The sequence below is a fragment of the Orbus sasakiae genome (assembly GCF_039542345.1).
GTDB classification, from domain to species: Bacteria; Pseudomonadota; Gammaproteobacteria; order Enterobacterales; family Orbaceae; genus Orbus; species Orbus sasakiae.
In genome coordinates this window covers 1137298-1163016 of sequence record NZ_BAABHY010000001.1, presented here as the reverse complement: position 1 = coordinate 1163016, position 25719 = coordinate 1137298, and the positions used below count along the sequence as shown (strand labels likewise).

Below are 25719 nucleotides of genomic sequence, written 5' to 3'. Positions count from 1 at the left end.
TAGATAAAAATGTTCAGATAATTTATAACAATATCGAATAGCCCCTTATATACCGATAAATAGAGTTTTAGTAAAATTGTAGAACATAGAAAATATCATTTGCCATGATTTGATTGAAATTTTAATATACTCAATTTTTTAATACGGGTAGTTTAGATGAATAGTATATATTCTTTTAATAGTTTAAGATTTATTTTAGCTATTTTTATTTGTTGGCATCACACAGTAATAATTATTTATGGTAATGATAGTTATGAAAGTAAATATTTTAAAGCTGCACATCTAGCTGTAGAGTGTTTTTTTATTTTGTCAGGGTTTTTAATGGCGAAATCTTTTTATGCTAAATCATTAATCTCTCAAAATCCTACTGGATTAGGAAACTTTTTTTTAGCAAGATTTAAACGATTATATCCGCAATTTATTTTTTGTTTATTTGTTTTGTATTTCATTACGAAAAGCTTTGGAATTCACACTAGTACGAGTAGTTTCTTTTTAAGTAATATTTTATTATGCGACTTTAGTCGTATACCCACAATGATAGGTGGCATGTGGTTTGTAACAGTTTTGTTTTGGTTAGGTAGTTTTATTTATGCTTTAATGTTCTTTTTTAAAGAAAAAGCACTTTATCTTTTTATTCCTGTTTTAGCTATTTTATCATTATGCTATATGACTGCAAACATAGGTCAAGTTGCAGGGCATTCACAACCAATTATTTTAAATTTTTTATCTCAAGGTATCCTTAGAGGGACGCTAGGATTATCAGTTGGTATATTTGCTTATATGATTGTAGACTTTATAAATAAAAATGACTGGGGTAAATTAAATAAAAAAAGATGGAATGTGATTTTAATAATTTTGGAACTATTTTGTATCATTGAACTATGTAGACTTATTTTGTTTAGGAATGGAAATAATTTAACTGATTTTAATATTTATTTTGTTTTTTCATTTATTATTATTTTATTATTTTATAAAAAAGAGAAGTTTTTAAAAATACTATCTAATCCTTATTTAGCAAAAACTGGGGATATATCTTATATACTGTATTTATCTCATACTGGTTTGCTAGTTATTTTAAGTAAATATGCTGTTTTTTCAGAAATGAATAAAGTTTTAATGTTTACAGTTGTCACATTTTTATGTGTTATATTTGCAACAATATTGTATTTCTTATTTAAGAAAGTCTCATCAACAATAATAAATTTTATCACGGTAAAAAATTAGCAAAATCAAAAAAGCATATAGTATTTTTATTGATGACTATCACTGCTTTTTTTGTATTACTTATTGTTTTTTATGTGTACTTTGCATATCAAAAAGTAATCACATTAATCTTGAATAGACCGAAATACTTGAGTTAAGTGTCTATCAACAAACGAATTAAGACTGCTAACAGGCATTTATTACGTTCATTTAATTAATTCTGATACTTAATATAAAAACCAACTCATAAGATATCTAAAACATATCAAATTAAGTACAAAGTATTCTAATTAGATATTTAAGTAAGTTAACTTGATTTTTATCACTATTGATTTTAAATATTAAACTATTTATGGAGGCGCGTCCCGGAATCGAACCGAGGTCCGCGGATTTGCAATCCGCTGCATAACCACTCTGCCAACGCGCCAATCGTCTCTTTAATGATTATAAAAATATTATCGAGAGTTTGGAGCGGGAAACGAGGTTCGAACTCGCGACCTCAACCTTGGCAAGGTTGCGCTCTACCAACTGAGCTATTCCCGCATTGAGATATTACATTTTGAAATTGGTGCCCGGGGCGAGACTTGAACTCGCACGGCCAAAAAGGCCGAGGGATTTTAAATCCCTTGTGTCTACCGATTTCACCACCCGGGCTCAAAACAGCTACCTAAAGGTAATTACGTTTTGAATGCAGTGCATTTTACTCATCTTATCCGTTCAGTCAATAAAAATTTTAAATAAATCGGTTTGATTGGTTAATGTTTAGTTAATCTGTATGTAATATTAGCAAAATAGACGAATAATAGGTCTTATTATCACTAAGATTTAACTTATATTCCACCCCTGGTTTTGCTGCTGTATGGTATATAATTTATAAAATAATCCTGATTGTGCCATTAATGACTTAAAATTGCCTTGCTCAATAATATGACCATGATCCAACACGATAATTTGGTCTGCGTTTGTGATCGTTCTTAATCGATGAGCAATAACAATCACGGTCCGATTGTAAATAAGTTCTGAGATTGCTTGCTGAATTAATACTTCATTTTGTGGATCGAGAGATGCCGTTGCTTCATCAAGTAAGATGATCGGTGCATTTTTGAGGAGGGCTCTTGCAATCGAAATCCGTTGCCGTTCACCACCAGACAAAGTACCTCCATTTTCGCTCAATACGGTGTCATAGCTTTGTGGTAAGCGCATAATAAATTCGTCACAACGCGCTTTGCGCGCTGCATCATAAACTTGTTCTGCTGTTGCATTTTCATTACCAACACGAATATTATTAAAAATAGTATCGTTAAATAATATAACATCTTGGAACACAAAAGACATATAGCTCATTAATTTGTCGGGGTCAATATCCCTAATAGTTTGATTACCAATGATAATTGATCCTGATTTGACATCCCAAAACCGACCAATGAGGCGGGATAAGGTTGTTTTCCCACTTCCGGATGGCCCCACAAATGCTGTCACCTTATTGGCTGGAATCGTTATTGTGGCATGTTTTATGACGTCGACTTGATTATAAGCAAAGGTAACGTCGTTTAATGAAATATCAAAATTCGTTAGATCGATATCAGTGCGTCCATTCATTGGTTCTGTTCGCCTTAATTTTTGCATACTTTTGAGGGATTGTAAGAAGTGGAAAAATTCAGGCAATAATGTCATTAATGCAATAATAGGGGCATAGATACGAGTACTGACGAGAATAAACGTTAAAAAAGCAAAAATATTCAGTGTACCATTGCTGACTAACGTTACGCCAACTAAAATCACAATACCGATTCCCGTTTGTAATAAAATGGTGGAACCTGTCACAAACATACCCGCTAAAAATTCGAATTTAATGGCGGCTTTCATCATATTTTTAAGGCTAGAATCCAAATGTCTAAATTTCTGTTCAGATAAACCAAACGCCTTGATGACTTTAATGCCTTCTAAATATTCTTGTACTTGATCTGAAACCGCTAATTTAGCTTTAATATGTTGCTGTGATAACCCTTCTTCCAATTTTTTCCCAACAAACACAATAAAGGCAGCTAAAGGTAAAACACAGAATATAGCCAGTGCCATTCGCCAGTCATACACAGCAAGCATAATACAGGCAATAGTACTAGAAAGTGTATAGCCAATCATTTGCGGAACAACATGGCTCATGACATGCTCAATCGTAAAACAATTTGACATTAAATTGGTCGTTAAGTCAGCTAAATTACGTTGATTAAAAAAACTTAACGGCAGTTTACGCATTCGTTCAGCAACTTCAACACGAGTTGCCATAGATTCATTATAAGCCGCTGTATATGTCTTACGATATTCAATACGGTAAACAATAAAAAAAAGCAGAGCGGATAAAATACCAAATGCAAACAACATCCAAAGATGGTTGGTATCCAATGGCGTTTGTGTGACTAAAGGCATAATTAACGTAACGATCATTTGTAGCAAGACTACAAATGGTAAAAACAATGTTAAGTTTTCGAGCGTACATATAATAATGGCATATGTTAAGTTTTTATTACCTTCGCTAGTGAGGTTTAATGTATTTTTGAACATGAATTAATCCTCTGATTTTGTTGACACAATTTGCCAATTTAAGGTTTGGGTATAGCTTTGCCACATATTTTTGTAATACCCATGTTGAGCAAGTAAGGTTTGGTGTTGACCTGATTCTCTTATTTTACCTTGGTCTAATACTAAAATGTGATCAGCATGAATGATCGATGAAAGTCGGTGGGCAATGATAATGGTTGTTCTGCCTTTCATTAATGCAATCATCGCCTGCTGAATTTTATGCTCGTTTTCTGGATCGGCAAAAGCAGTTGCTTCGTCTAGAATTAAAATGGGGGCGTTTTTAATTATTGCCCTGGCAAAAATGAGCCGTTGGCGTTCTCCACCTGATAAATGGATGCCGTTACTCCCGACAACAGTATTGTAACCATTAGGAAGAGATTCAATAAAATCATGACATTGTGTTGCTTTAGCTGCGTCAATAATCTGTTCCATTGTTGCGTGATTATTACCAATTTTTAAATTATCAAGAATGGTTTGTTTAAATAAAAAAACATCTTGAAAGACAAAACTGACTAAAGATTGCAAATATTCGTTATCCATATTACGAATATCAATATCGCCAATTTTTATGCTGCCTGAATCAACATCAAAAAAACGTGGAATCAGATTTGCTATTGTACTTTTTCCACTTCCAGATGCGCCGACTAATGCTGTTATCGTCCCTTGTTTAGCGGTAAATGTAACATCATCAATTGCTAAAGGTGCCAACGGTAATTTTTGTTGATAGATAAAGCTGACATGATCAAAATGAATAGTGTAATTTTGCACCGTTTGAGGGTTTTGAGGTACGGGTAGAAGCTTTGTTAACAAAATATCATCAAGATGATCAATCCCCGTTGAAACGAGTCTTAATTGGTTAGAGACATACATTAATTTTAAAAAAGGTCCGGTAATAGAAACAGAAAAAACCAGATAAAAAATCGTCGATAATGCAAAATCAAAATAATTATCAATATGGAAAGATAACATGATAGCTAAGGGGATTAAAAATAGATAAATATTATTGAGAAGGAGTAAAAATAATCCCATGCTTGTCTCAAAGCTATGAGTGATTTTTAAACAGTAATCACGATATGTTTTGACGATGTCATAAAACTTTTTAAATGAAAAAAATGTGAGATTAAATGCTTTTATAATCGAAATACCGCGTACATATTCAACTGAAACATTATTCATGAGTTCTTGTTGTCGATGATAATTTTCAAAATGTTTTGTCGCACCTTTTTGTCCATAACTTTTAAATAATATGATGTAAGCTAAGATGACTGGGAATAATGTGGCAAGGCCAAGTCGCCAGTCAAAAAAGATTAATACAAAAAATAAAATAATCGGCATGGCAAAAGAACCCATTAGATCAGGTAATTGATGCGCAATAAATAATTCAATCTTTTCTATATTTTCATCGACAACTTTACGTAGTTCGCCTGTTGAATGATGGCTATAAAAACCCAGAGGCAATAGCGACAAGTGTTTAATAAAGTCTAATTTTAATTGGTAAAGCGTTTTAAATGCAGCAAAATGAGAGCATGCTAAGGCTGTAAAGTTCAAGAGTACTGCTGCAATTGCCGATCCACAGGCAAACCAACCGTAGCCAATCAGTTGTGCGCTATCCATCGCAATCCCCGTGTTTAAATAGGTCAGTATGGCTTTGATAATAAAATAGATAGCGATAAAGGGTAATGTTGCAAAAATTGCACTTAATATTGCCAGTAAACATGCGAATGAAACGAGTATTCGATGCGTGAATGCCAGTTGCCAAAGTCTGGCAGAGCCACGTTTTATCGCTTGGGGGGATTGCGTCATATCTTCGTCCTTAACTCATTTAATAATTAACATTTAGTTTAATCATTGGTATGAATATCGGTCATCTGAGGAAGGTATTTAGTATAACTTTAAATGATAATGATTATCAATATCATAAAAATAATTTAATGATCATCATCAATAGTGTAAATTTAATTCATTAATCGTTAGCGTAGGTTTAATCATGTGGTTCAACAGCATTAATCAAAAATCAGGGGGCGGTGCTATGTGTGGGAGTAAACAAAGCTGTAAGATCAACACCTTCAAGCTCAAGTAATTTAATTTTTTTATCAATACCACCTGCGTAGCCCGTTAAACTCCCATTTGATCCGACTACTCGATGGCAGGGGATAATGATTGAAATCGGATTGTGTCCAACCGCACCACCTACCGCTTGGCTAGACATTGTTTTACGGTTCATCAGCAATGCGACTTTCTTAGCAACATCACCGTAGGTCGTTAATTCTCCATAAGGAATTTGGTTTAAAATATGCCAAACATGCTGGCGAAAAGGGCTACCTGTTGGTGCTAATGGTAACCTATTGATGGTTGGGTTTTTAGCTAAAAAATAATTATCTAACCACGTTTTAGTCAAATTAAAGACGGCCAAATTATCATGTGGCGTTACAATCGTATCAACGCTGTTGGCAAAATATTTTTCATTTTCAAGCCACAATCCAATGAGTTGATTATTTTTGCTCATTAACGTAATTAAACCAATCGGGGATGAATAGGTTGATGAGTAAAACATTAAGGACTCCTTCGTCATTACCGCTGAGTGAATTAATTTGTTTTGTGATATGGATATAACCAAAGCTTATTATTATGCCATTCAGCTAAAAATATATCTTCTATTGCATAACCTTGTTTAACAATCTCAATATTTAACCATTCTTCAGTAAGGGATAATTCACTTAAATGATTATGATCGATACTACCACCTTCAATTAAAACAATAGCCATTGCGGTATCGCCTTTTTTTACTACTGTCATTTGCCCATTATATTCAAACCAAACATTTTGTAATTCATCTAAATTTGGGTAGCCACGTTGGTGTAAAAGCATAATAAAGTCACGAACTGATAATTTCGCCTGACCAAAATTTTCGGATAATACTTTACCATTTTTCATTAATTGAATAGAGCGTCCATCTACGACGTTTTTGACAATATTGCGTTTAAAAGAAAGATAGCGTACTAATAATAGCAAACCTGCCCATGCGCTGGCCGTACCTACTAATAAAACAATACTAATAGCTGGGTTGTATAAAGGTCCTCCAATAATAGCACCGAGTACAACATTACCAACTTGATCTAATGAGGAAATAGGGGCTAATGATCCTTTACCGGATAAATTAATATAAACCAGTAGAATAAAAAATGCGGCGGCCATTTTTATCATAATATTCATGTAGATTGAATCCATCAGATTATTCCTTACTTTTAACGATGCAAAATACCTAAATCTTATTATTCACTAATATTTTTAGAATCGCTACTGCATCAATCACTTATTTTATTTTTTAGTGTTTAATTAATAATCAATTCATAAGAAAAAATTTATATCATAAAAAACGTTATATAAAACAAGTTATATCGCAGAATAAATTAACTGAATAATTGATTTTTTGTTGTGGGTAATTAAGTGCGCAGTCTCTTATTTTTCAGTACTTTTGTGTTTTTTTATTAACTGATTATATTTTTTAAAATTAGTGATAAAAATGCGCTGGCTTGATACTTTTTTTTAACCATTATTTTTAATAATGAGGGTTTTATTTTCACAAAAGTAAAATTATTTAAGTAGCCGTCGTTGATAATTAGAATAAAATTTTGTATTTTAATATGCTAATCGGTATTGATTATCAGTTTAGTGTGTTTTGATGGTTTTTTATAAAAAAGACACCATTTTAATGAGTTTAAAGGCAATCAAATCGGTTTAAAACTGAATAATAAAGTTGTTGGCTCGGTTACAAGAGGTGTTTATTTTATTGATTCATTTTATGTCCTAAATAATGAACCATTTCAGTAACTAGCTTAATTCCAAGTTGTATTTGTTGTTAATTTTTCTTTTACTGATAAACGGATATAAATAAATGAAATACACAAAACTTACGCCTTACCAATCAATTTTTTATTATGAATGGTTAAATAATCCAAGCCGAAGTGATTACAACATCGTTATAGATAATACGGTAACAGGAAAGCTTAATCCACAACGATACAATGAAAGTTTTGAACAATTACTAAATGAACACTTTATTACTCGACATGTGATTAAAGACACGAAGCAAGGACTTTGCTGGCAGCTTGTTGAGCCGATTGTCAATTTAACGACATTTCATGAAACCCCATTAACAGACGAACAAATTTACGCACTTGTTACAAAACCTTTTGATTTGCACCATGGTCCTTTAGTTCGCATTCATCTTATCAAGTTAGCTGATGAGCGTTATCGTATGATCTTTATTTTCCATCATATTGTGGTTGATGGTATTAGTACGGCTGAAATATGGGATAAATGGCGTAATTTATATAATGGCGTCACATATCAAGTTCCCGCATTAGCTGACCAAACTATGATGCATCAAAGCCTGTATGACTATTTTGAGCAACTGTTTGCGGAACATTCAAGCACGATGCGAGCATTTTGGCAAAAACACTTACAGGGTATCCAAGGCGTTGATTTAAGTTTTTTACAAACTACACATAAACCGAAAAACCAATCAATATCATCATTTACTGAGTATCTTTTTAGTTATGACGAACATGTCACAAAACAAGTCAATGCGCTGCGTCGTCAATATAAGATCACGCCTTACTTATTTGGTCAAATGGTCATGGCGACCTTATTGCATAAAATGTCGGGGAATAATAACATTGCTTTGGCTTATCCTATTGCCATTTTAGAAGGTAAAGAGTTATTGTATGGTTCACACATCAATACAATGATTATTGACTACCGATTTGATGAGCACACCACACTCGACGCTTTAATTAAACAGACCTTATCGTTCTATAAAGACTTAAAAACGTCTCATGCGAAATATTTACCAATTAACGAAATTATTCGCTGTGGCGGTGATCCTTCAATCCTTAATATTGCCTTTGCACAAACTTTTTATCGTGATCATGAAGCTGGATTGATGAATGTCAAAAATGAATCTGTCAATCATGAGTTTCAAGTCGATTTAGCCAGTACATTACTTTTTGAACAGCAAGAACATAATCATCAAATTAATTATCGAGTACGGTTTGATAGTCAAATTCTTGACCAAAATTTGATTAAAAATTTGATGCTGTATTATCAAAAATTATTTATCGAAATGTTAACTGCGCTGACCTCTGGCCAGGCACAAACGGTAATTAATAATATTGATCTTATTGAACCAAAACAATTTTTGGCTACAACACTGACTAAAACAATAGAACAACCAGTGTCAAACAATGTGGTCACTCAATTTGAAGAGATTGCAAATAAGTATCCCGAACGGATTGCTGTTATCTATAATGATAACAAACTGACTTACCAACAGCTTAATCAGTATTCAAACCAACTTGCACACCACCTAATCTCGCACTATAAATTACAACCCGATGACCTTGTTGCATTATGCCTTGAAAAGTCAGCATTCATGCCAATCAGTATTCTTGCTGTGTTAAAAACAGGCGCGGCTTATGTTCCGCTTGATCCCAAGGCGCCAAAGCAAAGGTTAAGTTATATATTACAAGATACGAAAGCTAAAGTTATACTGTCTGAGCAATCAGCCAATGACTATTTAGTTAGTGTCATTAATGAAACACAAACACCGCTTATTTGCTTAGATAACCCTGAGTTCTTTCATAAATTATTAACTACTGATTCAGATAATTTGAATATAAATTTACATCCTCATCAATTAGCGTATGTTATTTATACCAGTGGTACAACCGGTTTACCTAAAGGGGTTATGCTTGAGCATATTGGACTAGGCAATCTGGCCGCGGTACAAGGCAACGCTTTTGGTCTTGCATTTGATTCTCACAACACTAAAAATTGTTTATGGTATGCAAGCTATGTTTTTGATGCGCACGTTTCAGAAATGTTTACTGCGATCGCTAATGGTCATGTTTTACACATTCTTAATGAGACATGTCGGCTTGATTTTAATTTACTCGCAGATTACATTGACAATCAACATATTGATATAGCAACGATTCCTCCCGCTCTACTCAATAAAGATCATTTGTTAAAATTATCGACACTGGTTGTGGCAGGTGAAAGCTGTAATATTGAAATTATGGAGCGTTATTGCCAACAAGGTACACAAGTCATTAATGCCTATGGACCGACAGAAAGTACAGTGTGTGCTACGCTACATCATTATCAACATGGTGATAATAATCTTAACATTGGTTTACCTCTTATTAATCTCGATGCCTACGTATTAGATAAGAATTTAAAACCAGTACCAGCAGGGGTAATCGGTGATTTATATATTGGTGGTATTGCATTAGCTCGGGGTTATTTAAATAACCCACAACAAACCGACCAGTCTTTCATTAATCATCCATTTAAAATGGATGCTCACTCGTCACAACGAGTATATAAAACAGGTGATTTAGCAAGACAAATGCTTGATGGAACGATTGAGTATGCAGGCCGAAAAGATTTTCAAGTTAAAATCCGTGGTCATCGCATCGAATTAGCTGAAATCGAAAACAGTCTGATTCAAATTCCACACATTAGTCAAGCGGCGGTATTAGCACATACGCTAAATACAGGTTTAAAAAGTTTAGTTGCTTATTATATTGCGCCACAAGCCATCGATGAAAATCAAATATTACAGTATTTAAGTGATTATTTACCTGAATATATGCTACCAAACGCATTTGTTCATATGAATGATTTCCCTTTAACTGTCAATGGTAAACTTGATCGTACTGCGTTACCTGAACCTAATTTTACTCAACAAACCGTGTATTGTGCGCCATGTAACAAGATCGAAACTGTGTTATGTAAGATTTATGCCGAAGTATTAGGCGTTGATGGCGATAAAATAGGGATTCATGATGATTTCTTTAAACTTGGTGGTGATAGTATAAGTGGTATTTTATTAGTCAGTAAAATACGACATAAACTTAATGCCAGTGTCAGTATTAAAGATATTTTTGCAACCAAAACAGTCCATCTGTTAGCGAAATGTATTAGTGCCGGTAAGATTGAACAAAATACGGTAATTGTGACCGAAAAAGGGCAATTATCGGGAACATTTAAATTATTGCCAATTCAGCAGTGGTTTTTTGAACGCGTTAAGCATGGTCAGTTTTTAGATTATCAGCACTGGAATCAGACATTTATTTTAGATGTACCAAAATTAGATGTGCCTTTATTACAGCAAAGTCTCAATATATTAGTCAGCTATCATGATGCGTTGCGGCTTACATTTTATCGCGATCAAGATGGACAATATTGCCAACAATATCATACAGAAATCAATGATATTAAGTTTGATGCAATTAATTTAGCTCATAGTAATAGCACTGAACAACAGTTGTTTGAACAATGGCAACTTGGTTTTGATATTGAAAATGGACCATTGTTTCATGTCGGTTACATTGAATCAGAACATTCACAACTCGCTAAAATCCATTTTGCGCTACATCATTTAATTGTTGATGCTATAAGTTGGCATATTATTAAGCAAGATTTACAAACGATTTATCAGACATTATTAACTCATCGACAAGCATCATGTTCAGCTGTCGATATTCTTGGTGAAAAATCATCAAGCTATCGTCAATGGGTTGCTCAAATTCATGATTATGTAAATCAAGGTCAAGTTGCGCAAGAAAAAGCATACTGGCTAACGATGACCGAGGGCATTGCGTGCTATCGACAAAAGGTTATACCCTTATTTAAACATGAACGACTTAACAGCGTGACACGACAATTAGATTGTGTGTATACCACTAATTTGCAAAGTAAAATTCATCGCGTGTTATCAACACAAGTTAATGATGTTTTATTAGCAAGTTTTGTTCATGTTCTTAAACTATTTACTGGGATTGAACAGCAATATATTACGTTGGAAGGGCATGGACGTGAAGCGTTGTCATCTCGTATTGATGTCAATCGCACAGTGGGTTGGTTTACCAATATGTATCCGATTGCTTTAGTCGCAAAAAGTCATGTTTTAACTCATGTAGCTCAAATTAAAGATTGTTTATCAGCCGTACCTTCACGAGGAATTGGGTTTGCTCCACTATTTGGTTACCAAGATACAATGCTTTCACCGATAGGTTTTAACTATTTAGGGCAGTTTGATGGTACATCAACAGAGGAATGGCAATTTTCGTTAATGGATCCCGGTACAGCAATCTCATCAAAAAATCGCATGATGAATGTATTAAATCTTGATTGTGGTATTGTTGGTGGCGAACTTAAAATTAAATTGTCAGGATACTTAGAAAATTCAAAACTTGAGCAGTTAGCTGAAAATTATATTGCCTTACTTCAAATCACTATTGATCAGTTAGCCAATAGTGACCGAAGCTATTTAACCACAGCGGACATTAACTACACTTTATCGGCAAACCAATTAGAACAACTACAAAAGCATGTTGAAATAGAATCCATTTATTTAGCAAATAGTTTGCAAGAGGGATTTATTTATCATGCGATTAGCCAAGGTGATATTGATGATGCTTATCGTACCCAAATGTTTTGGGATTATGAAAATGAGCTTGATGTTGAATTATTGAAGAAAGCGTGGCAGTCATTACAAAACAATTATCCAAGTTTACGTTTACGCTTTAATTGGGATGAAGAACTTGTTCAAATTATTGATAAAACTGCCGAGTTAAATTGGTCATATTATGATATTTCAAATCAATCTGCTCACCAACAACAAATCTTTTTAAATGAACTTTATAAGCAAGATAGAAATCAAGCTTATGACTTATCCGTAGCAGGATTATTCAGAGTCTATTTAATCAAACGTAGTGAACAGCATTATAGCTGTGTCTTTAGTAGCCATCACGCTATTTTAGATGGTTGGAGTAACCCTATTTTGATTAAAGCTGTTCACGATATTTATATTGCCTTACTTAATAAGTATCCTTGTTCGCAATGTAAAGACCATTCATACCCACTGGTACAAGAATACCTGCAAGCGAATCGTGCTGAACATTTAGATTACTGGCAACAATATTTAGCGAGACAAGAAACTAAAGAAGATTTGAGTTTGCTATTAGCAAGTCATGCTAAAGGTCTTTTGTTAAGCGATTATAAGCATATCACTAAGCCATCCCATAAAACACTATCATTAGATGCAAATATCTTTTTAGCACTAAAAGGCATTACAACACAATATGCATTAACGACGAATGCAATATTACAATATTGCTGGCACAAAGTATTAAGTGTGTACACAGGAAGTAGTGATACGATAGTCGGGGTTGTCGTTGCTGGACGTAACTTACCGGTTGATGGAATCGAACAAACGGTAGGATTATTGATCAATACTTTACCGTTAATCGTTAATCATCAACCATCAATTTCGTTGTGTGATGTGATAGGAACATTACAGCATGATATTCATGAGGCCAATAGTCGTAGCAATGTCAATTTAGCTAACTTACAACAATCAGGTGAACGACTCTTTAATTCGCTGTTTGTCTTTGAAAATTATCCTATTCCTGAAAACTGCTTTGAACATGAATTAACGTTAAACTTTTTAGGCTCAGAAGAAAAGCAAGACTATCCATTAGTCATGACTGTGTTAGAGGAAGAACAGCGTATTGCACTCAATTTACATTATGCTGGCGAGTTGTTTGACGATGATGTCATTGACCATTTGCTGACAACATTTAAACGGATTGTGATGCAGATTGTGGCCCAACCACATACTAAACAAAATGAAATTAGTTACTTAGATGAGCAGCAATATCAAACTATCATTTATGATTGGAATAAGACTGCATGTAATTATTTTCCAGAAGAAACGGCAATTCGTCTTTTTGAACAACAAGTTGAACGTACACCAAATCATCTTGCCGTATTATTTAACGATATCACGTTAACTTACCAACAATTAAACCAATCTGCAAATCAGCTTGCTGACTATTTACAAACACAGTATCAGCTAAAAGCGAATGAGTTGGTTGGTCTATATTTAGATCGCAGTGAACAGATGGTTGTCAGTATTTTAGCTGTATTAAAAGCAGGGGCGGCTTATGTACCAATGGATACTGATGCGCCAGATGAGCGAAATCAATATATTATTGATGACGCGAAAATCAAGACAATTATCACATGTCAGTCACATCAAGCAAAAGTGAGTCAATTTGTTGACAATCTCATTAATATTGATCAACCACAATTGCGTACAGAATTATTACAGTACAATGTGAATAATCCGAAAAACCAGACAACAGGGCACGATCTGGCATATTGTATCTATACCAGTGGAACAACAGGTAAACCGAAAGGAACACTAATTAATCACAATAATATCAATAGATTAGCTTTAAATCCTGATTATACTCAAATCACCTCAGATGATCGAATTCTGGCGATTTCAGGTTATCAGTTTGATGCTTCAATCTATGATATTTTTGCATCATTATTTAATGGTGCGAGTGTTGTGATTGTTGAAAAACATATCTTGCTCGATTTAATCAAATTTAATCAACTTTTGACAGATAAAAAAATCTCAAACTGTTTTATTACAACAGCATTTTTTAATACACTAGTCGATGCAAAATTATCAAATTTAGCTCAATTAAATTATGTATTAGTCGGTGGTGAGGCATTATCAGTCGATCATGTTAATCGTTTTAGACGCTATTACCCAAACGTTAAATTAGCCAATATCTATGGTCCAACAGAAACAACAACATACGCAGTATCCTATTTAACGAATCAAGTTGATATTGAATTTAATCATTCAGTCCCAATTGGTCGCGCTATTAATAATACCACCTTATATGTACTTAATAGTGAACTTTGTCCGGTACCTTTTGGCGCTGTCGGCGAATTATATATAGGTGGAGCAGGTGTTGGGCGTGGTTATTTAAATAATTCAGCATTGACGGCTAAAACATTTGTTCATAATCCGTTCCAAAGTGAGCTTGAACGAGCGCAAGGATATAATGACCGTATATACAAAACCGGTGATTTAGTCCGTTACCTAAAAGATGGTAATATCGAATATTTAGGTCGTAATGATTTTCAAGTCAAAATTCGAGGTTTTCGTATCGAATTAGCTGAAATCGAAGCTAAACTGATAAAATATCCTGCGATTAAGCAAGCGATAGTGATTGCTAATGATAATGGAATGGGGGATAAACAGTTAATAGCCTATTATGTTGCAGAAAAGCTAATCAATCGTGAACAGTTATTTGATTATTTAAAACAAAGTTTACCTGAATATATGATACCGGCAGCTTTCATCTACCTCGAAGCGTTGCCTCTCAATATAAATGGTAAAGTCAATCGTGCAGCCTTACCCGCAGCGACCATTGATACGCAGACTCACTACGTTGCGCCAATCAATCAAACACAACAAGTTATTTGTCAATGCTATGCCCAATTACTGGGGTTGAATATTGATTCGATCAGCGTTACTGATGACTTTTTCAGAATGGGTGGGAACAGTATTTTAGCGATTAAGCTAGCTAGCCGTTTAACGGCCAATTTTGCTAAAACCGTCCATGTTGCTGATATTTTTAAATTTAAAACGATTGAGGCTTTGAGTCAGTTTATTGAACAAGATTTAACCGATCAGACTTTATCGATTACGATTAGAACAGTTGATTGCGTGCAAGATCAAGTGTTGTCATTTGCGCAAGAACGTTTATGGTTTATTGATAGCTATGAAGGCGGTAGTGATGCATACAATATCCCGTTAACACTACTGTTAAAACCTACCATTTCATTAGTAAATATAATCAAAGCACTTAATAAAGTTATCGAACGTCATGAAGTCTTACGTACGTTGATTAAAACCAATGCGCAGGGCGAAGGTTATCAACAAGTTATTGCTACCGATGAAATAGAACTTAAGTCTTGCCACACCATATGTGATACGCTTGATGAACTCAATAGCCACATTAGCCGACATGTTCATTGTGTGTTTGATTTAGCGAACCAAATACCGTTATCAGTTGCAAGTTATCAATTAGCAGAAAAAACGTATTTAAGTATCGTCATTCATCATATTGCATTTGATGGCTGGTCAATTGAATTATTAAGTAAAGAGTTAAATCACTATTATATGTTTTATAGTGATAGCAATAATACACCGGAATTACCAAACATCGATGTTCAATATAAAGATTTTGCTTTATGGCAGCGAGAATATTTACAAGGTGAACGGTTACAATCTCAATTGGATTACTGGCGCTCTACGTTAGAGGATTATCAAGCATTAAATTTAGCGACGGATTATGTGAGACCATTAAATATTGATTATCGTGGTCAAGATATACCCTTTAAGTTAACCACTCAAACAAGTCAACAATTAAGACAACTTGCCGCTGATTTAAATGTGAGTTTATATACAGTCTTATTAAGTGGCTATTATTTATTCCTAAAAGGCTATAGTAATCAATCTGATATTATTTTAGGGTCGCCAATCGCAGGGCGACATTACCCCGGTATTGAAAATACGTTAGGCTTTTTTGTTAATACACTGGCTTTAAGACGTCAAATTAATGATCAAGATAATTTAGCTGATTTTATTAAGGCTACAGGAAATTTACTAAGTGATGCTCAGCAATATCAAGATTTACCTTTTGAAAAGTTAGTTGACGGCTTACAAGTTGAAAAAGATTTGTCTCGACATCCTTTATTCCAAGTCATGTTTAGTGTGCAATCATTTGGTTTTGATGATGTTGATACTGATAATTCTATATTTACACCTTACATGACAGATAACGCTCAGTATAAAGTGGCGAAATTTGATCTATCGACGATGATTGATGACAGTCAAGCATCAATTCGCGGTATTTTCAATTATGCAACAGCATTGTTTAAACCAGAAACGGTTGAACGATTTATCGAGGTCTATTGCTATATATTAGAGCAACTTAGTGATTTAGTTAAGCAACAACAACCGATCAGTCGTTTAAGTTATTTAAATGATACACAATATCAAACCATTATTTATGATTGGAATCAAACTGAAGGTGATTATCGTGCTGATAAAACTGTCATCGACCTATTTGAAGAACAGGTTAAGTGGTTTGCACATTCACCCGCAGTCATGTTTAATGATCTTATACTCACTTATGAAGCGCTTAATCAGCAAGCCAATCAATTAGCACATTATTTAAAAACGACCTACGATATTAAACCTAACGATTTTGTTGGTTTGTATTTAAATCGAAGTGAACAAATTGTAGTCAGTATGCTTGCTGTGCTTAAGGCTGGCGCTGCCTATGTACCGATAGACCCAGATACACCTAATGAACGAAATGCTTATATTATTCAAGATGCGAATGTGAAAGCGGTCATCACTCAAGCATGCTATGAAGCGAAAATTAAGCAATTTTCAAGAGATGTTTCATTGGTTGTAGTGGATAAAGAGCATATACGTAACACTGTTTCGTTACAGTGTAACAAAAATGTAAGTGTTACAACCAAACCAACAGATTTAGCATATATCATCTATACAAGTGGTACCACGGGTAAACCTAAAGGAACCTTAATTTGTCACTATAATATCAATCGTTTGGTGGTTAAACCTTGTTATACTGAGATATCACCGAATGATAGATTTCTTGATATTTCGGGCTATCAATTTGATGCTTCGATTTATGATATTTTTGGGCCATTATTGAATGGTGCAAGTGTCGTTATTGCTAAAAAAGAATGCTTCTTGGATCTTGAGCAGTTTAATCAATTGTTATCAGATTATAAAATTAGTAATTGTTTTATCACCGCCGCATTCTTCAATACGTTAGTTGATGCTGATGTCCCTAATTTAGGACTATTAAAATATATATTGGTGGGGGGAGAAGCGCTATCGGTTTATCACATAAACCATTTTAGGCAACGACATCCGCAGGTAAAATTGGTTAATGGTTATGGTCCAACTGAAACGACGACTTTTGCTGTCACGTATCTGATTAATTCAGCCGAGAAACCGTTTAGTTATAGTGTGCCAATAGGTCGGCCAATTAATAATACCTCGTTATATATTTTAGATAGCTATTTACGCCCAGTACCATTAGGGGGGATTGGTGAACTCTACATTGGCGGTGAAGGGGTGGGACTTGGTTACCTTAATAACCCAGAATTAACGGGCAACGTATTTCTTGTCAATCCATTCCAAAGTGAACAACAACATCTTGAAGAGCGCAACGCGAGACTTTATAAAACGGGTGATTTAGTCCGTTATCTGCCTGATGGCAATGTTGAATACCTGGGTCGAAATGATTTCCAAGTTAAAATCCGTGGTTTCCGTATAGAACTTGCTGAAATTGAAGCATGTTTACACCGTCATCCATCAATAAAACAAACTATCGTGTTAGCGAATACCGACGCAAGTGGTAATAAATATTTAGTGGCTTATTATGTTGCCGATGAGGTGATTGGCCGCGATCAATTATATGATTACCTACTTGAACATTTGCCTGAATACATGATTCCTTCTGCATTTATGTATCTTGATGCGATGCCGTTAACCATTAATGGTAAGGTGAATCGCACTGCTTTACCAACAATCAGTCAAGATACAACAGCCGAGTGTATTGCACCAACGACTGTGACGGAAAAGCAGGTTGCACGGTTATTTGCACAACTTCTTAAACTAGAACTTGATCAGATTAGTGTGACCGATGATTTCTTTAGAATGGGCGGTAACAGTATTTTAGCGATTAAGTTAGCTAGTTGTCTTGTTGATAGTTGCAGTAAAACGGTTCATGTTGCGGATATTTTTAATCACAGAACGATTCGCGCATTAAGTCAATATATTGATACGCAAGCGGGTCAACAATACACCATTTTAGCCCAAGATATAGAGCAAGTTGAGCAACAGTTATTGTCCTTTGCCCAAGAACGATTATGGTTTATTGATAGTTATGAGGGGGGAAGTGATGCATATAATATTCCTCTTACACTGAAATTGAATAAAAACATATCATTAACGATATTGGCTAACGTACTTAATAAGATTATTGAACGTCATGAGATTTTACGGACTATTATTAAATCAAATAGTCAGGGAGAAGGGTATCAACAAGTTCTATGCAGCAAGGATGCCAAGCTTTCTATACCGCATAAAAAATGTCAGCATCTTGATGAATTGCACCACAGTATCATGGAACATGTACATTGTATTTTTAATTTAGCTAGCCAAATTCCGATTTCAGCGCAAAGTTATCAATTGGAAGATGACATCTATCTTAGTTTGGTTATCCATCACATTGCATTCGACGGTTGGTCAATTGATTTATTGATAAAAGAATTAAATCATTATTATCAGTCGTTTACGGCAACGGGCGAGGTAATTGAATTACCATCAGTTTCCGTACAATATAAGGATTTTGCGATATGGCAACGTCAATATTTGCAAGGTGAAAAGCTTCAATCACAGCTTAACTATTGGCAATCAGAATTAGCTGATCATCAACCCCTAAATTTACCGCTTGATCATCCAAGGCCTTTGCAAATTGATTACCGTGGTGAAGACGTTAATTTTAGTCTTAGCTTAAGTGTAAGCCAAACATTACGTCAATTAGCAGCTAATTTAAATGTCAGTTTATATACGGTGTTACTAAGCGGTTATTATTTGATGCTGAAAGCGTACAGTAATCAATCTGATATTATTTTAGGAACCCCAATTGCCGGTAGACATTATTTAGGTATTGAAAATACTATGGGCTTTTTCGTCAATACATTAGCATTAAGGCGAGAAATTGATGATCAAACCGATTTGGCGGATTTTATTCAAACAACCGGACAGAAACTGGGTGAGGCGCAACAGTATCAAGATTTACCATTTGAAAAATTAGTTGATGCATTAACAATTACGCAAGATCCTTCACGACATCCTCTGTTTCAAGTCATGTTTGGCGTTCAGTCATTTGGGGCATCAAATCACCCGTCAGAGGATTGCTTATTTACACCGTATGACGCTAATTCAAAACAATATAATATTGCTAAGTTTGATTTAACCACTATTTTGGATGATAGCAAAGCGTGTATTACAGGGCACTTTAATTATGCAAAAGCATTATTTGAAGCCGAAACAATTAATGGCTATATCAATGTATATTGTCACATCTTAGCGCAGTTTGGTCAGTTATGTGAGCAGCATTTACCCATTGCTAAACTCAGTTACTTAGATAATTTGACCTATCATCAAGTTATCCATGATTGGAACCAAACTGAGCATGATTATCCCACAGATAAAACGCTTGCACAAATGTTTGAGGAGCAAGTCATCAGGACACCGGATCATATTGCGATTGTTCATGATGATATGAGTTTCACTTATCAGCAATTAAATGAACGAGCTAATCAGTTGGCAAATTATCTACATGATCAGTTTTCAATTCAAGGTGATGATTTAATTGCGATATGCTTAGATAAAACACCACAAATTATTATTAGTATTCTTGCTGTGTTAAAAGCAGGTGCAGCTTATGTGCCATTAAGTCCAAAATTACCTGACGAGCGGCAACAGTGGATTGTCGATGATACGCAATGTAAAGCTGTTATCACAACCTTAACTTATCAAGCTAATTTGAACAATATCTTAACCCAAACGAATACCCAGGTTGTTTGTTTAGATGACTTTAATATGCAAACCACGTTAGCAAATTATTCAAGCTTACAAACAAAATCAACAGCAACCGCTCAAAATCTGGCTTATATTATTTATACCAGTGGCACAACCGGAAATCCTAAAGGGGTTATGATTGAACATCACTCTGCGATTAACGCGACATTTGTACAGCACGAGGCAATGGGGTTAAGTTTATGTAATGCCGGTGATAAAAGTAAAAGCACATTATGGTATTCGGATTACACATTTGATGCACATGTGTTGGATGTTTTTGTCCCATTATTGACGGGTAATTGCCTACATATCTTCGCTCAGGATAAACGGTTAGATCTGCAAGCATTGATTGATTATGTTGCTACACACAGTATTGATTATGCTTTTATTCCACCTGTATTATTAGATAAAGATCGAATTATCCCGATTGGACGACTTTTAGTTGGCGGTGAAGGATTATCTCAACATATTGTTGATCATTATTGCGAATATGAAAGGCCTTTAGTTAATGCTTATGGGCCAACGGAAGCTTCAATTTGGGCAACTTATCATCTGTATCGCAAAGGTGATATTAATACCAACATAGGTAAAGCTATTTATAACGCTACATTATACGTACTCGATAACATGTTACGTCCTGTACCAGTGGGGGCAATTGGCGAACTGTATATTGGTGGTGTCGGCGTTGGGCGCGGTTATTTAAATAACCCGACATTAACTGAAAAAGTCTTTATTGATAATCCATTCCAAAGTGATGAACAACGCCTACAAAGGAAAAATAGCCGACTTTACAAAACTGGCGATGTCGTTCGTTATTTGGCAGATGGTAGCGTGGAATATTTAGGCCGTAATGATTTCCAAGTTAAAATTCGTGGTTTTAGAATTGAACTCGCAGAGATAGAAAGCCGATTATTGACGCACCCAGCTGTTAAACAAGCATTAGTATTAGCATGTGATCTTCGTGTCGGGGATAAGCAATTAGTTGCATATTATGTGGCAGAAGAGCCAATAAGTAATGATGAGTTATTTCATTATTTGCAACAATCTTTGCCGGAATACATGATTCCTGTCGTCTTTATTCATCTCGATACGATTCCCTTAACGTTAAATGGCAAAGTTAATCGCGCTGCATTACCACAACCTAGCTTTAATGTCAGCATTGATTCGATTAAACCAACGACCGATACTGAAATTTTGGTTGCTACAATCTACAGTGAATTGCTTTCAATACCATTTGATAGTATCAGCATTACAGATGATTTCTTTAGAATGGGTGGTAACAGTATTTTAGCGATAAAACTTGCTGCTAAACTATCCGACAAAACCGAAAAATCAGTTCATATTTCAGACATATTTAACTATAAAACCATTAAAGCATTGAGTGAACAAATTGATGCGAATGATGCCCAATTTATGGTCATAGAAGCCCCTAAAATTGAGCGAATACAAGATCAATTACTTTCATTTGCCCAAGAACGTTTATGGTTTATTGATAATTATGAAGGGGGAAGTCATGCATATAACATTCCGCTCACCCTTACATTAAGTTCTAATGTATCCTTAATTGCTTTGTCAAAAGCGCTGGTTAAGATTGTTGAGCGTCATGAAATTTTACGCACAATTATTAAAGCTGATAGTGAAGGCATGGGCTATCAATGTGTATTAGCGCCAGATAATGTCGATGTCAGAATTAATCATCTGGTTTGCCAAGATGTAGCAATGCTTGATCGGTATATGACAGATCACATTAATCAGATTTTTGATCTATCTAAACAAATTCCTATATCGGCACAGAGTTATCAATTGGCTGAACAACATTATTTGAGTATAGTCATTCACCATATTGCATTCGATGGGTGGTCTGTTGATCTGTTAATAAAAGAATTAAACTATTATTATCATTTCTATAGCGCCACAAATGCACAAGTTGATTTACCCGCAGTACAAGTACAGTATAAAGATTTTGCATTGTGGCAACGCAAATATCTACAAGCGCAAAGGTTACAAGTACAGCTTGATTATTGGCAAAATAGGCTCAGTGATTATCAACCACTCAATTTGCCGATTGATCATACTCGACCGATGCAAATTGATTATCGTGGTGCTGATTGTGGATTCACTTTAAGTGAATCCACCAGTCATAAACTAAGACAACTCGCCGCCGATTTAAATGTGAGTCTTTATACTCTGTTACTCAGTGGGTATTACCTGTTGTTAAGAGCTTACAGTAATCAGTCAGATATTATTGTTGGGACCCCCATTGCTGGTCGACATTATCCTGGAATTGAAGACACAATGGGCTTTTTTGTTAATACACTGGCCTTGCGGCGTGAAATCGAACCACAACAAAATGTCGCTGATTTTATTCGTCAAACTGGGGTCTTAGTTAGTGAGGCACAGCAATATCAAGATTTACCATTTGAAAAATTGGTTGATGCGCTACAAATCGAAAAAGATCCATCAAGACATCCATTATTCCAAGTCATGTTTGGCTTACAATCATTTGGTTTAGCAGATAAAACAAATACGCATGAATTATTTAAACCCTATCAGGCAAACAGCACACAGTATAATGGTGCTAAATTTGATATGACAACAATGCTTGATGACAGTAAAACATGTATTAGTGGTAATTTTAACTATGCAACAGCACTTTTTGATCGCCAGACAATTAATGAATATATCAATGTTTATTGTTATATTCTGGAACAATTAAGTGAATTAGTTATCGAGCATCAGCCAATTAGCCGATTAAATTATTTAGATGAAGCGCATTATGATAAAGTGATCTATCAGTGGAATGACACGCGTAAAGCGTATCCAAATGATAAAACAATTCATCAAATGTTCGAAGAACAAGTAGCAAAAACGCCGGATAACATTGCGGTTGTTTATGAAAATAATCGATTAAGCTATGGCCAATTAAATGAAAAAGCTAATCAGTTAGCACATTATCTAAGAGAGCATTTTGCGATTAAAGGGGATGACTTAATTGCGCTTTATCTCGATCGTTCATTATGTATGCCGGTCGCAATTTTAGGCGTACTGAAATCAGGCGCTGCGTATGTACCTATTGATCCATTAGCGCCTGCCGACCGATCTCATTACATTTTGAATAATACTCAGGCTAGTGTGATTTTGACTGTCACAGCCTGTTATGAGAAATGTAAAACACTTGCAAAAGATGGACAGATAGTGATTAACCTTCAGTCTCCACACATTGTAGAGCAACTTTTTGCATACAGTAAAACCAATCCGTTACCGATTGCTAAAGCCAACAATTTGGCATATGTGATCTATACCAGTGGTACAACAGGTAATGCGAAAGGTGTTATGCTCGAGCATCAAAGTGTTATCAACAAAATTGTATGGCGACATAAGCAGTACCCAATTACTGAACATGACAGGATTTTACAAAAAACTAACTATTCCTTTGATGTTTCAATATGGGAACTATTTTGGGCAAATTGGTATGGTGCTAGTATTATATTTGCGCATTCTGAATCCTATAAAGATAATATCTACTTAGCTGAATTGATTATGCAAGAAGGGATTACAACGCTTCACTTTGTGCCATCAATGCTTTCAACGTTCCTTGAAACGGTAGAAGGGCAAGTTTCGCTAAGAACTCAGTTAGCAAGCTTACGATATCTATTTTGTAGTGGTGAAGCGCTGAATCTGGATGATGTAAAAAAATGTCATCGATTAATACCACATTGCCAAATTCATAATCTGTACGGACCGACTGAAACAACTATCGAGGTATCCTATTACGACTGTAATGATCGCAATATTAGTAAGGTTTTAATCGGACGCCCAATTGCTAATTCAACTGCTTATGTTTTAGATGATAACTTACAAGCAGTACCACTTGGCGCTATCGGTGAACTTTACATTGGTGGTGATGCCGTCGCACGAGGCTATTTGTATAATCCAACGTTAACGGATGAACGTTTTATTGCTAATCCATTCCAACATACTAATGAGAAAGCTGAAAATTATAATCACCGAATTTATAAAACGGGTGATATTGTTCGATATCTGGCTGATGGTAACATTGAATATTTAGGACGAAATGATTTTCAAGTTAAAATTCGTGGTTATCGTATTGAACTCAATGAAATTGAAGCATGCCTAGGACAACATGAGCAAATTATTCATGCTATTGTGATTGCCTATGAGCGTTCAGCCAAAGATAAGTATTTAGTTGCTTATTATGTAGCAAATACGCCATTAGATGATGATGAACTTATTAATCATCTACGACAATCGTTACCGGAATATATGGTACCTGTTGCGTTCGTGCACTTAGATGTATTACCAACAACTTCAAACGGTAAACTGGATCGTAAATTGTTACCTCAACCCGAATTCAATCACACTGTTGCGCATATTTTGCCTGCAAACGAGCTTGAAAGAGTGTTAGCCGAAATATTCTCAGATACGTTGAATATCGCCAGTTCTGAGATCAGCATGGAACACAGTTTCTTTGCATTAGGCGGAAACAGTATTTTAGCCATGAAACTTAATAGCCGTATTAATCAAGTGTTCCAAGTGCGATTATCATTGGTGGATATATTGAATGCACGCAATATCCGTGAGTTAGCAATAAAAATTGCTGAAACCGATAAACAAGAGTTTAATCCGGTGGTGCCATTAACAGCACTGAGTGATAAACCGCAAATCTTTATGATTCACCCTGGAATGGGCGGTTGCTCAGTTTATTTATCATTAGCCAATAAACTTGAAACATATTATTGTTGCTATGGCGTCGATTCATATAATTTCTATCATGATGATAAAATTGATAATTTACCAAAATTAGCGCAATATTACTTATCTTATATTGATCGTGTATTGGATTTAACAAAGCCAATTGTTTTTATGGGGTGGTCATTGGGTGGGCAAATTGGTTTAGAAATTGCCAGTATTTTAGAAGCACGAGGATTAAAAGATATTAAAGTCATTGCGCTCGATACTTGGTTATTAAAAGCTGAAGATATCAATGAAAAAGAACCGTTAGTTGATTTAGACCAACTGATGGCTGAACTTAACATTCCAAAATATCTACGTGCTAATGTGGTATCGGTTAGTCAGGTTGATAAAACTATCGCATTACAACCGATTTCAGCGAAGCTTAATTATACACAAGTTATGTTATTTAAAGCTATGGAAGAAAAGGGCTTTGGTGCTGCTAATGAAGGATATCAGGCAAATAATCTTGGTTCCTGTTTAAGATCTACACAGCAGTTATCGGTGATTGAGTTAGAGACAGATCACTATAAAATTTTAGAAAAGGATCAGACGATAATTGACAATATTCGTTCTTTTACATCAATTTGATAGGCGAGATGGACGTACGTTTA

At 34.9% G+C, this 25719-nt stretch carries 6 protein-coding genes and 3 tRNA genes; 2 read left to right on the top strand and 7 right to left on the bottom strand.

Annotated features, from left to right (window positions below; translation table 11 throughout):
• The first annotated feature begins 156 nt into the window (after positions 1–156).
• A complete protein-coding gene (locus tag ABEA36_RS05060) occupies positions 157–1224 on the top strand; it encodes an acyltransferase family protein (protein ID WP_345489450.1) in 1068 nt (355 codons plus the stop codon).
• 332 nt (positions 1225–1556) lie between these two features.
• Here ABEA36_RS05060 and ABEA36_RS05055 read toward each other — a convergent pair.
• The 7 genes from ABEA36_RS05055 to ABEA36_RS05025 form a co-directional block, all read right to left on the bottom strand.
• Positions 1557–1630 (bottom strand) — tRNA-Cys (locus ABEA36_RS05055).
• 40 nt (positions 1631–1670) lie between these two features.
• Positions 1671–1746 (bottom strand) — tRNA-Gly (locus ABEA36_RS05050).
• Between the two features lie 23 nt (positions 1747–1769).
• A tRNA-Leu gene (locus ABEA36_RS05045) sits at positions 1770–1857 on the bottom strand.
• A gap of 171 nt (positions 1858–2028) precedes the next feature.
• Positions 2029–3765, bottom strand: a complete 1737-nt coding sequence (locus tag ABEA36_RS05040; RefSeq protein WP_345489448.1) for an ABC transporter ATP-binding protein — start codon at positions 3763–3765, stop codon at positions 2029–2031.
• 3 nt (positions 3766–3768) lie between these two features.
• Positions 3769–5586 (bottom strand): ABC transporter ATP-binding protein, encoded by a 1818-nt coding sequence (locus tag ABEA36_RS05035; RefSeq protein ID WP_345489445.1) that lies wholly within the window; start codon positions 5584–5586, stop codon positions 3769–3771.
• A gap of 211 nt (positions 5587–5797) precedes the next feature.
• Positions 5798–6337: a methylated-DNA--[protein]-cysteine S-methyltransferase gene (locus ABEA36_RS05030; RefSeq protein ID WP_345489443.1), complete on the bottom strand. Its 540-nt coding sequence runs from the start codon at positions 6335–6337 to the stop codon at positions 5798–5800.
• A 32-nt stretch (positions 6338–6369) separates the two neighbouring features.
• A complete protein-coding gene (locus ABEA36_RS05025; RefSeq protein ID WP_345489441.1) occupies positions 6370–7011 on the bottom strand; it encodes a DUF421 domain-containing protein in 642 nt (213 codons plus the stop codon).
• A gap of 667 nt (positions 7012–7678) precedes the next feature.
• Between ABEA36_RS05025 and ABEA36_RS05020 the strand changes: the two genes are divergently transcribed.
• The gene (locus ABEA36_RS05020; protein ID WP_345489439.1) at positions 7679–25696 is read left to right on the top strand and encodes an amino acid adenylation domain-containing protein; all 18018 of its coding nucleotides are present in this window, start codon (positions 7679–7681) and stop codon (positions 25694–25696) included.
• Positions 25697–25719: the final 23 nt, after the last annotated feature.